Source organism: Janibacter melonis (assembly GCF_020567375.1).
Classification (GTDB): domain Bacteria; phylum Actinomycetota; class Actinomycetes; order Actinomycetales; family Dermatophilaceae; genus Marihabitans; species Marihabitans melonis.
Genome location: NZ_JAJBZM010000002.1, coordinates 915,529 through 927,931, shown reverse-complemented (window position 1 = coordinate 927,931; position 12,403 = coordinate 915,529). Strand labels below are relative to the sequence as shown.

Annotated in this window: 11 protein-coding genes; 5 read left to right on the top strand and 6 right to left on the bottom strand. The window is 74.9% G+C overall.

What is annotated here, in order from left to right; translation table 11 throughout:
- Together LIV55_RS10650 and LIV55_RS10645 are read right to left on the bottom strand one after the other, a co-directional pair.
- Positions 1-879: a DUF5926 family protein gene (locus LIV55_RS10650; protein WP_229300165.1), complete on the bottom strand. Its 879-nt coding sequence runs from the start codon at positions 877-879 to the stop codon at positions 1-3.
- 30 nt (positions 880-909) lie between these two features.
- The gene (locus LIV55_RS10645; RefSeq protein ID WP_083968346.1) at positions 910-1,386 is read right to left on the bottom strand and encodes an ATP-binding protein; all 477 of its coding nucleotides are present in this window, start codon (positions 1,384-1,386) and stop codon (positions 910-912) included.
- Positions 1,387-1,484: 98 nt separating this feature from the next.
- On the opposite strand from LIV55_RS10645, the gene LIV55_RS10640 reads away from it, so the two are divergent.
- From LIV55_RS10640 to LIV55_RS10625, 4 genes are all read left to right on the top strand, one after another.
- Complete coding sequence (locus tag LIV55_RS10640; protein WP_229300164.1) at positions 1,485-2,705, top strand: sensor histidine kinase; 1,221 nt, start codon at positions 1,485-1,487, stop codon at positions 2,703-2,705.
- 74 nt (positions 2,706-2,779) lie between these two features.
- A complete protein-coding gene (locus LIV55_RS10635; RefSeq protein ID WP_229300374.1) occupies positions 2,780-3,427 on the top strand; it encodes a response regulator in 648 nt (215 codons plus the stop codon).
- 69 nt (positions 3,428-3,496) lie between these two features.
- Positions 3,497-4,294: an ABC transporter ATP-binding protein gene (locus LIV55_RS10630; RefSeq protein WP_191564401.1), complete on the top strand. Its 798-nt coding sequence runs from the start codon at positions 3,497-3,499 to the stop codon at positions 4,292-4,294.
- Entirely contained in the window at positions 4,291-6,774 is a 2,484-nt protein-coding gene (locus LIV55_RS10625; protein WP_229300163.1) for an FtsX-like permease family protein, read from the top strand. Before LIV55_RS10630 ends, LIV55_RS10625 begins: the two co-directional genes overlap by 4 nt.
- Before the next feature lie 119 nt (positions 6,775-6,893).
- On the opposite strand, the gene LIV55_RS10620 is transcribed toward LIV55_RS10625, so the two are convergent.
- The 4 genes from LIV55_RS10620 to LIV55_RS10605 all read right to left on the bottom strand — a co-directional run bounded on the left by LIV55_RS10620 (position 6,894) and on the right by LIV55_RS10605 (position 11,485).
- Positions 6,894-8,225: a DUF4232 domain-containing protein gene (locus LIV55_RS10620; protein WP_123092634.1), complete on the bottom strand. Its 1,332-nt coding sequence runs from the start codon at positions 8,223-8,225 to the stop codon at positions 6,894-6,896.
- Positions 8,226-8,249: 24 nt separating this feature from the next.
- Positions 8,250-9,257 carry a pirin family protein gene (locus tag LIV55_RS10615; RefSeq protein WP_229300162.1) on the bottom strand — a complete coding sequence of 336 codons (1,008 nt, stop codon included), beginning with the start codon at positions 9,255-9,257 and terminating at the stop codon, positions 8,250-8,252.
- Positions 9,258-9,401: 144 nt separating this feature from the next.
- On the bottom strand, positions 9,402-11,015 hold the full coding sequence (locus LIV55_RS10610; protein ID WP_308012907.1) for an MDR family MFS transporter: 1,614 nt from the start codon (positions 11,013-11,015) through the stop codon (positions 9,402-9,404).
- Complete coding sequence (locus LIV55_RS10605) at positions 11,012-11,485, bottom strand: MarR family winged helix-turn-helix transcriptional regulator (RefSeq protein ID WP_163562455.1); 474 nt, start codon at positions 11,483-11,485, stop codon at positions 11,012-11,014. The genes LIV55_RS10610 and LIV55_RS10605 overlap by 4 nt, the downstream gene beginning before the upstream one ends.
- An 82-nt stretch (positions 11,486-11,567) precedes the next feature.
- Here LIV55_RS10605 and LIV55_RS10600 point away from each other — a divergent pair, with 82 nt between their 5' ends.
- Positions 11,568-12,155: a TetR/AcrR family transcriptional regulator gene (locus tag LIV55_RS10600; RefSeq protein WP_068272405.1), complete on the top strand. Its 588-nt coding sequence runs from the start codon at positions 11,568-11,570 to the stop codon at positions 12,153-12,155.
- Positions 12,156-12,403 lie beyond the last annotated feature (248 nt).

Genomic DNA, 12,403 nt, shown 5'->3' with positions numbered 1-12,403 from the left:
TCAGCGCAGGGTGACCTGGCGCGACAGCAGCCCGGAGCGGGCGCGGCGCTCGTCGGCGCTCAGCGGCTCGTCGCGCAGGGCGGCCTCGTAGCGCTCGCGCATTGCGGCGAGGGCGTCCTCGTGGGTCGCGGGCTCGGAGTCGGCGGGGACCTCCCACACCGGCACGAGGAGCCCGCCGGCACGGAAGGCGCCGAGCAGCTTGTTGCCCTCGCCGAGCTCGGAGCGGCCGGCCGCGGACAGACGGGCGAGGGCGTCGGTCGCCGCGTCCTCGTCGTCGCCGAGGACCCAGCGCACGTAGGTCCGCTCGCCGATGCGGCACCAGTAGGCGGAGGGGGCCGAGCTCATCGCGACGGTCGGGACGACGCTCTCGTTGGCCCGGTCGAGGGACTCCTGTCCCTCCTGGTCGAGCTCGCCCTCGCCGACCCAGAAGTCGAAGCCCTCGTGGACCTCGAGCCCGAAGGGGGCGTCGAGGTCGAGCAGGTCCTGCAGGCGCGGGGTCGCCTCGGTCGCGCGCTCGGCGCGCGGCACCGGGCTGCCGGGCTCGGCTGCGAGGGTGGCGAGCAGGGCGGCGGCGAGGTCGCGGCTGGCGTCACCGCTGCTCGAGCCGGACTGGCTGGCGACGAGCACGGTGCCGTCGGCGCGGTGCAGGCCCGACCACGCGAGGGGCAGGACCGAGGCGAGGGTCGCCGTCGTCGGCGCACCCTCGGGCACGGCGTCCGCGCGCAGCGTCAGCGTCGCCGTCGCCGCGGGGACGATCTCGTGCGCCGCCACCCAGTCGGTCTCGCCCGGCAGACCCGCGAAGGGTCGAGCCACGTACGGGGCGGGGGCGACCTTGACCCGGCCGCCGTCGGTCTTCTTGCGTCGTGATGCCTTGCCCATGGCGTGCAGCCTAGGTCAGGGCGCGGTGGGTCAGCTCCCGACCCGACGGCGCGAGGGCCCGCCGAGCGATGCCCACACGGTGATCCGCTTCTCGTCCTCGGAGACGCCCCACTCGTGGGCGAGGCTGCGCACGATGCGCAGGCCGCGTCCCGAGGTCGCCCACAGGGCCGGGGGGACGGGCTTGGGCGCGGTGTGACCGCCGCCGTCGCTCACCTCGACCTCGCACACCTCGCCGCGCACCTTCCAGTGCACGCGCACGCAGCGGTCGGGCAGCGGGCTGCCGTGGCGCAGGGCGTTGGTGACGAGCTCGGTGACGACGATCTCGGCCTCGTCGATGATCTCCTCGGACATCCCACGCGCCTGGAGGTCCTCCATGAGGGCCGCCCGGATCGGGGGCAGGATGTCGCGGTCCCACTGGGCGCGGATCGTGCGGGCGTGGCCGTCGCCGGGCTGCGCGCCGAACTCGTTGAGCAGCTCTCGGGCGTCGTCCTGTGCGGGCTCGCTCACGGTGTCTCCTGTCGTCGCGGCGGGTGCCGGGCCATCGTATGCGCTGGTCAGACCGTGGTCTGACGCGTAGGGCACGAGGTGTGCCTAGGCTCGCCGCGATGGACACCCCCGCTCTCGGCGGCCCGCTGGCCCGCCACCCCCGTGTCGTCGACGCCCTCGTCGTCGGCCCGCTGCTCCTGCTCGGCGTGCTGCCGGCGACGCTCGCCGCCGTCGGTCCCGAGGTCGACGGACCGGGCGTGCCGGCCGGGCTCGTCCTCGTCGTCACCCTGCTCCAGGTCGTGCCCCTGTGGTGGCGCCGCACCCGCCCGGAGGTCGCGGCCGCGGTCGTCGTGCTCGCCCACCTGGCCCAGCTGCCGCTCACCGACGGGCCCCTGCCGAGCAACGTCGCCGCCCCCTTCGCCGCGTACGCCGTGGCCGCCTGGTCCGGCAGCCGCCCCGCACGTCTCGCCGTGCTCGTGGTCTGCGTGTTCTCCGGCGGTCTCGGGGTCGCCGACTGGTGGGACCCCGAGCTGTCGGCGGTGCCCCAGGTCATCAACGCGATCTTCTTCAGCGCCGTCGCATCTCTGTGCTGGGCGTGGGGTGACCTCACCCGGCGCCGGCGCGAGCTGCTCGAGCGGCTCCACGAGCAGAACCTCGCCCTGCGTCGCGACCGCGACCAGCGGGTGCGGATCGCCGCGCAGGACGAGCGCACGCGGATCGCCCGCGAGATGCACGACGTCGTCGCCCACTCGCTCGCCGTCGTCGTCGTCCAGGCCGACGGCGGCGCCTACGCCGCGACGAGCTCTCCGCAGTGGGACCGCGAGCAGGCCACCCAGACCCTCGAGACCATCGCGGCCACCGCTCGTGAGGCCCTCGCCGAGACCCGGCGGCTCGTCGGGGTGCTGCGCGCCGACGAGCTCGACGGCTACGCGCCGACCGAGTCGGTCGCCGACCTGCCGGCCCTCGTGCACCGCGTCCGCTCCTCCGGCCTGCCCGTCGAGCTCGTGAGCGACGACCTCGACGGGGTGAGCCGGGACGTCGGGCTCGCGGCGCTGCGGATCGTCCAGGAGGCGCTGACCAACGTCATCAAGCACGCCGGCCCCGGCGCGATCGCGAGCGTGCGGGTGCGCCGTGACGACGGCCTGTGCGTCACCGTCGAGGACGACGGGCGCGGCGCGGCGGCCACGGACGACGGCCAGGGGTACGGCGTCGTCGGCATGCGCGAGCGGGCGAGCGCCCTCGGCGGGCACCTCACCGCGGGCCCGCGCGCCGGCGGCGGCTACCTCGTCACCGCCCACCTGCCCGAGGACCCGGGACCGACCCGAGAGGACCAGCCGTGACTTCACGCACCGACCATCACCCCATCCGCGTCGTCCTCGTCGACGACCAGGCGCTCGTGCGGGCCGGCTTCCGGATGGTGCTCGACGCCCAGCCCGACATGGTCGTCGTGGGCGAGGCCGAGGACGGCCAGCACGCCCTTGAGGTCCTCGGCGCGGTGAGCGCAGACGTCGTCCTCATGGACATCCGCATGCCGCGCATGGACGGCGTCGCCGCGACCGAGGAGCTGCTGCGCCGCGACCCCGACGGGCCGAAGGTCGTCGTGCTCACGACCTTCGACCTCGACGAGTACGCGTACGCCGCGCTGCGCGCGGGGGCCTCGGGCTTCCTGCTCAAGGACGCCGGGCCCGCCGACCTGCTCGCCGCGATCCACGCGGTGCACGGCGGCGACGCGGTCATCGCGCCGAGCACGACCCGCCGGCTCGTCGAGCACCTCACCCGCGACGGGGCCGGGCCGGTCGCGCCCTCGCCCGCGCAGCCGAGCGAGCCCACCGGGGCTGACCACCCGCGCCTGGCGGCCCTCACCCCTCGCGAGGTGGAGGTGATGCGGGCGGTGGCCGAGGGGCGCAGCAACGCCGAGATCAGCGCCGAGCTGTACGTCGCCGAGGCCACGGTCAAGACCCACATCGGGCGCATCCTGCACAAGCTCGCGCTGCGCGACCGGGTGCAGATGGTGCTCCTCGCGTACGACACCGGCCTCGTCGCGGTACGACCAGGGTCGTAGCCGTCCGGCCGGTCGGGTCGGCCCGCGGGCCGACGACGTGACGGGGGTCGCGACGGAAGTCTTCGAGGCATGACCTCAGCACCCCTCCCCACCGACCGTCACCCCTTCGCGCCGCCCGCCGCGCAGCTCCACCCGAGCTCCGGGCAGCCGGCCGCGCAGGCCCGCTCCCTGACGAAGGTCTTCGGCAGCGGCCCCTCCGCCGTCACCGCGCTCGACGGCGTCGACGTCGACCTCGAGGCCGGTCGCTTCACGGCGATCATGGGCCCGTCGGGGTCGGGCAAGTCGACGCTCATGCACTGCCTCGCGGGGCTCGAGCGCCCGACGAGCGGGCAGGTCGTCATCGGCGGCACCGAGACGACGAGCCTGGGCGACCGTGCGCTGACGATCCTGCGCCGCGAGCGGATCGGCTTCGTCTTCCAGTCCTTCAACCTCCTGCCGATGCTCACCGCGCGGCAGAACGTCCTGCTGCCGCTCAGCCTCGCCGGCACCCGCGTCGACGAGGCGTGGTTCGACCACGTGACGGGCGTGCTGGGCATCACCGACCGGCTGCACCACCGGCCGGCCGAGCTCTCCGGCGGGCAGCAGCAGCGGGTCGCCACGGCGCGCGCGCTCGTCACCCGGCCCGACGTGCTCTTCGCGGACGAGCCGACGGGCGCCCTCGACTCCGCCTCCTCGGCCGAGCTGCTCGCCTTCCTGCGCACCTCGGTGCGCGAGCTCGGGCAGAGCGTCGTCATGGTGACCCACGACCCGCGGGCCGCCGCCTACGCCGACCGGGTCGTGCTGCTGGCCGACGGGCGGCTCGTCGACGACGTCGACGCCCCCACCGAGGACTCCGTCATCGCCGCCATGCGGCAGCTCGGGGCGTGATCGCGGTGCTCGAGCTGACCCTCGCCTCGCTGCGCACCCAGAGCCGCCGGCTCGTCGCCCCCGGTGTCGCCGTCGTCCTCGGCATCGCCTTCGTCGCCACCAGCCTCGCGCTCGGCCAGACGATGGGCGCCTCCGTGCGCGGCCTCGTCGCCGGCTACTACACCCACGTCGACACGGTCGTGTCGACCGACGAGGCCGACGGCCTCGACGCGTCCGTCCTCGACGAGGTCCGCGGCACCGAGGGCGTCGAGCGCGCCACCGGCGAGCTGACGGCGTACGCCAGGCTCGCAGGCGGGAGCGCGAGCTCCTACCTCGTCGTCAGCACCGCGCCGACCTCCGACAGCCAGGCGCGGGTCGAGCGGGGACGACTCCCGCGAGGCACCTCGGAGATCGCCCTCTCGCGCTCGGTCGCCACCGCTCGAGGTCTCGACGTCGGCGACACGATCCGCCTGACGCCGCCCGACGCGCAACGCCCGGCGAGCGCCCGCGTCGTCGGTGTCGTCGACGCCGGCCGCGACCCGCGGTGGGCGGGCGGCACCCCCGCCGTCTTCGGCACCCACGACGCCGTCACCCGGTGGACCGGGGCCGGCGGCTACACCGAGGTCGTCGCGCAGGCGGCGAAGGGGGTGAGCGACACCCAGCTGACCGACCGGGTCCGCGAGGCGGTCGGCGGCCCGGCAAGCACCGAGGTGCGCAGCGGCACCGAGCACGCCGACGAGGTCGCGTCCCGGCTGACCGGGGGCACCGACGTCTTCACCGCCCTGCTCATGGGCTTCGCTCTCGTCGCGCTCTTCGTCAGCGCGCTCGTCATCGGCAACACCTTCGCCATCCTCCTGGCACGGCGCACCCGTGAGACGGCGCTGCTGCGGGCGGTCGGCGGGTCTCGCGGCCAGGTCGTGCGGGGCGCGCTGCTCGAGGCGCTCGTCACGGGTGTCGTCTTCTCGGCCGTCGGGACGGCTCTGGGCATCGCCGCGTGCCGGGGGCTCGTCGCCGCCGCGTCGCTGCTGCCCGACTCGGTGCCGGCGCTCACCTTCTCCGTCGCGCCGACTGCCGTGGTCGTCCCCTTCGTCGCCGGTGTGCTCGTCGTGCTCGCCGCGGCGGTGCGCCCGGTCGTCGCCGCGAGCGCGGTCGCCCCGCTCGAGGCGCTGCGCCCGGTGCCCGCCGTCGTCGCCCGCAGCCGTCGGGGGCTCGTGCGCTGCGGCATCGGCGCCGTCCTCGTCGTCGTCGGCGGCGCGCTGCTCGTCGTCGGCGGGAGCGCGGGCTCGCTGCCGGCGGGGCTGGCAGGCGGGATGCTCTCCTTCGTCGGCGTCCTGATGGCCGGCAGCCTGCTCGTGCCGGCGGTGGCCCGGGTCGTCGGGGCCGTGCCGGCCCGCCTGCTCGGGGCCCCCGGCCGCCTGGCCGCCGGCAACGCCGTGGCCAACCCGCGCCGGGCGGCCGCGACGACCGCGGCGCTGCTCGTCGGGGTCACGCTCGTGACGACGACCGCGGTCGGCGCGCGGACCGCGCAGGCCAGCGTCTCCGCCGCCCTCGACGAGCAGTACTCCGTCGACGCGGTCGTCACCGCGCCGGACGGCGCGGTGCCCGCCGGGGTGAGCGAGCGGGTCGCCCAGGTCGACGGCGTGACCACCGTCGCGAGCGTGCCGGGCTCCGAGCTCGACGTCGTCGTCGGCGGGAGGGCCCGCCGCGACCAGGTCGTCGCGGGCGTCGACGACGACGCGACGGCGGTCGTGCGCGACCCCGCAGCCTTCGCCGGGCTGCGCGACGGGGGCGTCCAGGTGTCGGAGGAGACCGCCCGGGGCCTGCGGCTCGTCGACGGCGACCGGGTCACCCTTCGCGGTCCGGACGGGCAGCTCACCGCCACCGTCCAGGTGCGCGACTCGCTCGGCTGGCCGTGGGCCCTCACCGCGGCCGACCTCCGGCGCGTCGACGCCGGGGCCGCCCCGCGCGCCCTGCTCCTCGGGCTCTCCGACGAGGACGCCCAGCGCACCGTCGAGGGCCTGCAGGCCGTCACCGTCGACCGCGGGGTCGAGGTCGGCGGGTCGGCGATCCAGCGCGAGGAGATGGACCGCGTCCTCGACGTCGTGCTCTCCGTCGTCCTCTCGCTGCTCGCCGTGTCGGTGCTCATCGCACTCGTGGGCATCGCCAACACGCTGTCGCTGTCAGTCCTCGAGCGCACGCGCGAGTCGGCGCTGCTCCGGGCGCTCGGGACGACCCGGGGCCAGCTGCGGGCGATGCTCGCCCTCGAGGCGGTCCTCCTCGCGCTCGTCGGCATCGTGCTCGGCACCGCCCTGGGCATCGGCTACGGCGTCGCCGGGGCGGGCTCGGTCGTCGGCCAGCTCATCGACCTGCGGGTCGTCGTCCCGTGGGGCCTGCTCGGCGGGGTCGCCGCGGCAGCCGTCGCCGCCGCGCTCGTCGCCTCGGTGCTGCCGGCCCGTCGTGCCGCCCGGGTGTCGCCGGCCCAGGCGCTCGCGACGGAGTAGGGCGGACGCGCGGGCCGACTCGCGTCGGGCCGGCCGGGGGGAGCTCCCCCGTCGGGCCCGTCTGCGGGGCTCCCCCGTCGGGCCCGTCTGCGGGCTCCCCCGCCGCCCAGGTCGCCGGCTCAGGGCAGCGGGAGCTGGTCGCCGGTCGACCACGGCTCGATGCGCACGCGGGAGCCGGCGGCCAGACCCTCGGTGAGGCCGGGCGGGCCGTCGACCTCGACGGTCTGCACCCCGCGGACCGACGCGTCGTCGCCGAGGTCGACCCGGAGCACCCGGGCCCCGTCCTCGACGTCACCGGGCGGGCGGGCCCGCCACCACACGGTGACCGAGGCGCTCTCGCCGGGCGCGAGGGTGATCGCCTCGACCTCGGCCGGCTCCCCCGTGACCGTGTAGTCGGCAGGCGTCGTCCACAGCGGGATCGGGCCGTCGTCGTCGGCGAGCCGCAGGTCGGGGTAGCCGCCGAGCACGCACGGCGCGTCGGAGGTGCTGCTCGCCCGCAGCACCGCCGAGCGGCCCCCGAGGGTGGGGTCGCCCGGCACGGCGGTCACGGTGAGGTCCGCGACGGTGCACGGCGACGTGGTCCGAGGCGGCGACGGGGTGGCCGCCTCGTCGTCGGCCGCGACGACCGAGGCGGGGTAGGGGTTGAGCAGGTCGCCGACGATCTCACCGGCCCGGTGCCACGTCGACCCGCCGAGGTCGACGTAGAGGGCCATGCCGAGCGGCAGGAGCAGGCTGCCGGCGAGCGTGGCCGAGAGCAGACGACCCCGGTGGGGGTGCTCGTCCTCGCGGCGCCCACCAGGCACGAGGCGGGTGCCGAGGGTCGCGACACCGGTGACCCCGGCGACGAGGAGGTCGGCGAGCAGGAAGGCCTCGCTCCACCCCTTGCTCTCGACGCCGACGACGAGCACCGGCACGACCCAGAGCATCGCGACGGTGAGGGTCGAGACGGCGAGGGCGCGCCACCACGAGCCGCGTCGCTCGGACTGGGGTCGGGCGAGGCGGTCGAGCGCGTCGAGGAAGACGGTGAGCCCGACCCACCACGCGGCGACGACCGCCCCGACCATGAGACCGCCGAAGATCACGGCGACGCCGAGGGCCGCGGCGGTGATCGCGTTGGTCACCCCGACGAAGCCCGCCGCGAGCAGCGCGTGCCGCCACGGCGGGGCCGCGTGCTCGTCGGGGATGCCGTCGCCGTGCGGGCTCTCGGGGCGGGTCCGCCCGACGGCGAGCATTCCCGCCACGAGCCCGACGACGCTCAGCGCGTGCAGGGCCCAGGCGCTGACGACGAGCGAGCGCAGCGCCGCCGGGTCGCACTCACCGCCGTCGGGGCAGCTGCTCCCCCATGCCGGCATGATCCGCTGGCCGAGGGCCCCGAGGACGAAGAGCGCGAGCAGGCACAGCCCGAGGACGACACGCACCGTGCGGCGTCGGTCGAGCAGGGTCAGTCGCACGCTGCGACTCTGCCACGGGCAGGCTCAGAGCACGTGGTGACCCGGCTGGTCGGCGACGACCTCGAGCGCCGGGCGCACCCGCGGGGTCTTCGGCAGCACGCCGAGCCGGCCCGCCTGGAAGTCCTCGAAGGCGGTGACGAGCTCGTCCTTGGTGTTCATGACGAAGGGGCCGTAGGCCGCGACGGGCTCCCGGATCGGACGACCGCCGAGCACGAGCACCTCGAGCTGCGGGGTGCGCGAGTCCTGCCGGTCGTCGGCCGCGACCTCGATGACGTCGCCCGCACCGAAGACCGCGAGCTGTCCCTCGCGGACCGGCCGGCGCTCCTCGCCGACGACACCACGGCCCGAGAGCACGTAGACGAGCGCGTTGAAGTCGCGCTGCCACGGCAGCTGGACCCGCGCGCCCGGCGCCACGGTGGCGTGGACGAGCGAGATCGGGGTGTGCGTGATGCCCGGGCCGGAGTGCCCGTCGACGTCACCGGCGATGACGCGCAGCAGCGCGCCGCCGTCCTGGCTCGAGAGCAGGCCGACCTCGCCGGAGCGGATGTCCTGGTAGCGAGGGTCGGACATCTTCATCGCGCCGGGCAGGTTGACCCACAGCTGGATGCCGTGGAAGAGCCCGCCGCTCATGACGAGCTGCTCCGGCGGGGCCTCGATGTGCAGCAGCCCCGAGCCGGCGGTCATCCACTGGGTGTCGCCGTCGGTGATCGTGCCGCCGCCGCCGTGGGTGTCCTCGTGGTCGAAGGAGCCGTCGATGATGTAGGTGACGGTCTCGAAGCCCCGGTGCGGGTGCCAGCTCGTGCCGCGGGGCTCGAGCGGCGCGTACTCGACCTCACCCATCTGGTCCATGTGGATGAAGGGGTCGAGCCGCTCCATCGGCACACCGGCGAAGGCCCGCCGGACGGGGAAGCCCTCGCCCTCGAACCCCTTCGGGGCGGTCGAGACGGTGTGGACCGGGCGGACCACCGCGTCGGGCGCGGGCTGCGTCAAGCGGGGCAGGGTGAAGATGTCGTCGACGGTGATGGCTGGCATGGCGCTCTCCTGGTGACGGGTGGTCGCTGACGACCCTACCAACAACGATTTATCGTTCAACTATTCCGCGACGAGCGGTCGCCGCACGCGACGGTGCCGCCACCCCTTCGCGAAGGGATGACGGCACCGGGTGACGCGGATCGCTCACTCCGCGCGGTCGGAGACCGCCTCGGAGGGGTGGTCGAGCGTCTCGCGCAGCGGCTTGGCCGGGATGAGCGCGGTCGCGACGAGCACGACGGCGAGGATCGGCAGACCGATGAGGAAGACGTTGTGCAGGCTCTCGGCCAGGCCCTGGCGGACCGCGTCGGCGACGACCGGGGGCAGCTTCGACAGCGCCGAGGGGTCGAGGACCGAGCCGATCGAGACCCCGCCGTCGCCCATCTGCTGCTGGGCGCCCGCCGGGAGGTGGCCGGCGATGCGGTCGGCCAGGCCGCTGGTCATGATCGTGCCGAAGACCGCGATGCCGACGGTCGAGCCGACGTTGCGGAAGAACTGCACGGTCGCCGTCGCGACGCCGAGGTCGCGGCGCGGCACGTCGTTCTGCACGACGAGGGCGTACTGCTGCATCGCCATACCGAGCCCGAGGCCGAGGACCGTCATCGCGACGGTGAGCTGCGTCTGGGTCGCGGTGTGGTCGAGCCGGGTGAGCAGGAAGATGCCGAGCGCCATGACGAGCACGCCGGTGATCATGAAGGGCAGGTAGCGCCCCGTACGGGTGATGAGCTGGCCGGTGATGATGCCGAGCCCGATGAAGCCGACCATGAGCGGCATGAGGATGAGACCGGAGTTCGTCGCGTCGACGCCGATGACGCCCTGGGCGAAGACCGGGATGTAGATGATCGCGCCGAACATCACCATCGAGACCCCGAAGGCCGCGATGTTGGCCATCGAGAAGACCTTGCTCGAGAAGAGGCGAAGGGGGATGACCGGCTCGACCGCGCGGCGCTCGATGGCGATGAAGGAGAGCAGGGCGACGACGCCGAGGGCGTAGAGGCCGATGGACTCCGCCGAGCCCCAGGCCCAGCTCGTGCCGCCGAGGGAGGTGGCGAGGAGCAGCGAGGTGAGCGCGACGGTGAGGGTGGCGATGCCGGCGTAGTCGATGGTCACCTCGCGAGCGGTGTGCTCGAGGTGGAGGAAGCGGCCGATGACGAAGAAGGCGACGAGGCCGATCGGCACGGCGACGAAGAAGAGGTAGCGCCAGCCCAGGTGGTCGGTGATGACACCGCCCGCGAGGGGGCCGGCGACCGAGGTGACGCCGAAGACGGCACCCATGAGGCCCTGGTACTTGCCGCGCTGACGCGGCGGGATGATGTCGCCGATGATCGTCTGCGACAGCGGCATGAGCGTGCCCATGCCGAGGCCCTGGACGGCACGACCGGCGACGAGCATCCAGAAGTTCTGGGAGAAGCCGCAGATGAGCGAGCCGACGATGAAGACGATGATGCCGGCGAGGTAGAAGCCGCGGCGCCCGAAGATGTCGGAGAGCTTGCCGACGACGGGGACGGTGCACGCGGAGACGAGCATGGCCGCGGTCGCGACCCAGCTGTAGTGGTCGATGCCGCCGAGCTCGGCGACGATGCGCGGCATCGCGGGGCCGACGATCGTCTGGCTGACGGAGGCGACGAGCATGCCGAGCATGAGGCCGACGAAGACGCGTCGGTGCTCGGGGCTCAGCCGGTAGGGAGCGGCGCCGGCGGACGCCGGGTCGCTGGTGGCCGTCGTGGTGCCCGCGGCCGGGGTGGTGACGCTCGCGCTCACGCGGAGCTCCTTTCGAGATGGGTGGTCAGGGGGCGGGAGGCGGCCACGTCGTCGCTCATCCGCTCGAGCAGGTCGGTCAGGGTCCGCACGTCGTCCTCGCTCCAGGAGACGAGGACCTCGGTGACGATCGCGGCGCGCGCCGCGCGCTCGGTCGTCAGCCGGGTCGTGCCCTCGTCGGTGAGGGCGACGCGGCAGGCCCGGCCGTCGTCGGGGTCGCGCTCTCGCACCACCCAGCCGCGTCCTTCGAGCGAGGCGACCCGCCGGCTGACCGTCGACAGGTCGTGCCCGTCGGCGGCGGCGAGATCGCTGGGCCGGACCGAGCCGTGGCGCTCGACGGCGGCGAGGAGGGCGTAGTCGGGGCGCCGCAGGGCCTGCGGGTCGACCTCGGACCGGGTGGTGAAGGTGGCGGTGAGCTGGCGGAACGCGCGGGTCAGTGCGTCGTGGAGAGCGCCCTGCGAGGTTCCTTGCATGCAGCAAGCATATAACAAACTTGCAGTCACTGCAAAGTAGGCGGGTCCCCCTCCCTCAGCCGTCTCCAGCACAATGGCCGCCATGAGCGAGCCAGAGCGTGGACGCCGGGCCGAGCGCAAGCGGGTGACCCGGGCCGCGCTGCACCGCGCCGCCCTGGAGATCGCCCATGACGAAGGGGTGGCGGCGGCGACCGTCGAACGGGTCGCCGAGCGGGCGGGCGTGTCGCCCCGGACCTTCTTCAACTACTTCGCGACGAAGGACGACGCCCTCTCGGGCGTGGATCCCGACCTGCCGGCAGCACTGGCGCAGGCCCTGCGGGAGCGACCCCAGGACGAGCCGTTGCGCGACAGCCTTCGAGCGGTGCTCGTCGAGCGGATGGCGACCGCGACCCGCGAGCCGCAGATGTGGCGGATGCGGGCCGTCGTCGCGCGCGAGTCGCCCTCGATCTCCGTCGCGGTGCTCGGCGCGGGCGCGCAGACCGCCCGGGCGCTCGCGGACGCGGCCTACGCGCGCGAAGGGGTGGACCCGGCCGACGACATCGCCCCCGCCGTCGCCGTCTTCACCGCCCTCGGCGCCGTCCGCGCCGCCATCTGGACCTACGGCCAGCGCGGCTTCGAGGGCGAGATCGAGCCCCTCGTGCGGGAGTGCTTCGAGATCAGCGGCCTCTGACGGGCTCCGGCCTGCTGGTGGTCGAGGTGCGAAGGCCGCCACGGCCTGGGCCCCCTCGGTGGTCGAGGTGCGAAGGCCGCCACGGCCTGGGCCCCCTCGGTGGTCGAGGTGCGAAGGCCGCCCAGGCCTGAGCCTCGAGACCGCCACCCCGGCGGGGGGGGGGGGGGGGGGGGGGGGGGGGGGGGGGGGGGGGGGGGGGGGGGGGGGGGGGGGGGGCGGGGGGGGGGGGGGGGGCGCCCGGCGGCCGG

Excerpts from the sequence above, each read along its gene's own strand:
- LIV55_RS10635 (WP_229300374.1), top strand. The coding sequence starts at position 2,780 with ATGGTGCTCGACGCCCAGCCCGACATGGTCGTCGTGGGCGAGGCCGAG.
- LIV55_RS10600 (WP_068272405.1), top strand. The coding sequence starts at position 11,568 with ATGAGCGAGCCAGAGCGTGGACGCCGGGCCGAGCGCAAGCGGGTGACC.
- LIV55_RS10615 (WP_229300162.1), bottom strand. The coding sequence starts at position 9,257 with ATGCCAGCCATCACCGTCGACGACATCTTCACCCTGCCCCGCTTGACG.
- LIV55_RS10605 (WP_163562455.1), bottom strand. The coding sequence starts at position 11,485 with ATGCAAGGAACCTCGCAGGGCGCTCTCCACGACGCACTGACCCGCGCG.
- LIV55_RS10640 (WP_229300164.1), top strand. The coding sequence starts at position 1,485 with ATGGACACCCCCGCTCTCGGCGGCCCGCTGGCCCGCCACCCCCGTGTC.
- LIV55_RS10630 (WP_191564401.1), top strand. The coding sequence starts at position 3,497 with ATGACCTCAGCACCCCTCCCCACCGACCGTCACCCCTTCGCGCCGCCC.
- LIV55_RS10650 (WP_229300165.1), bottom strand. The coding sequence starts at position 879 with ATGGGCAAGGCATCACGACGCAAGAAGACCGACGGCGGCCGGGTCAAG.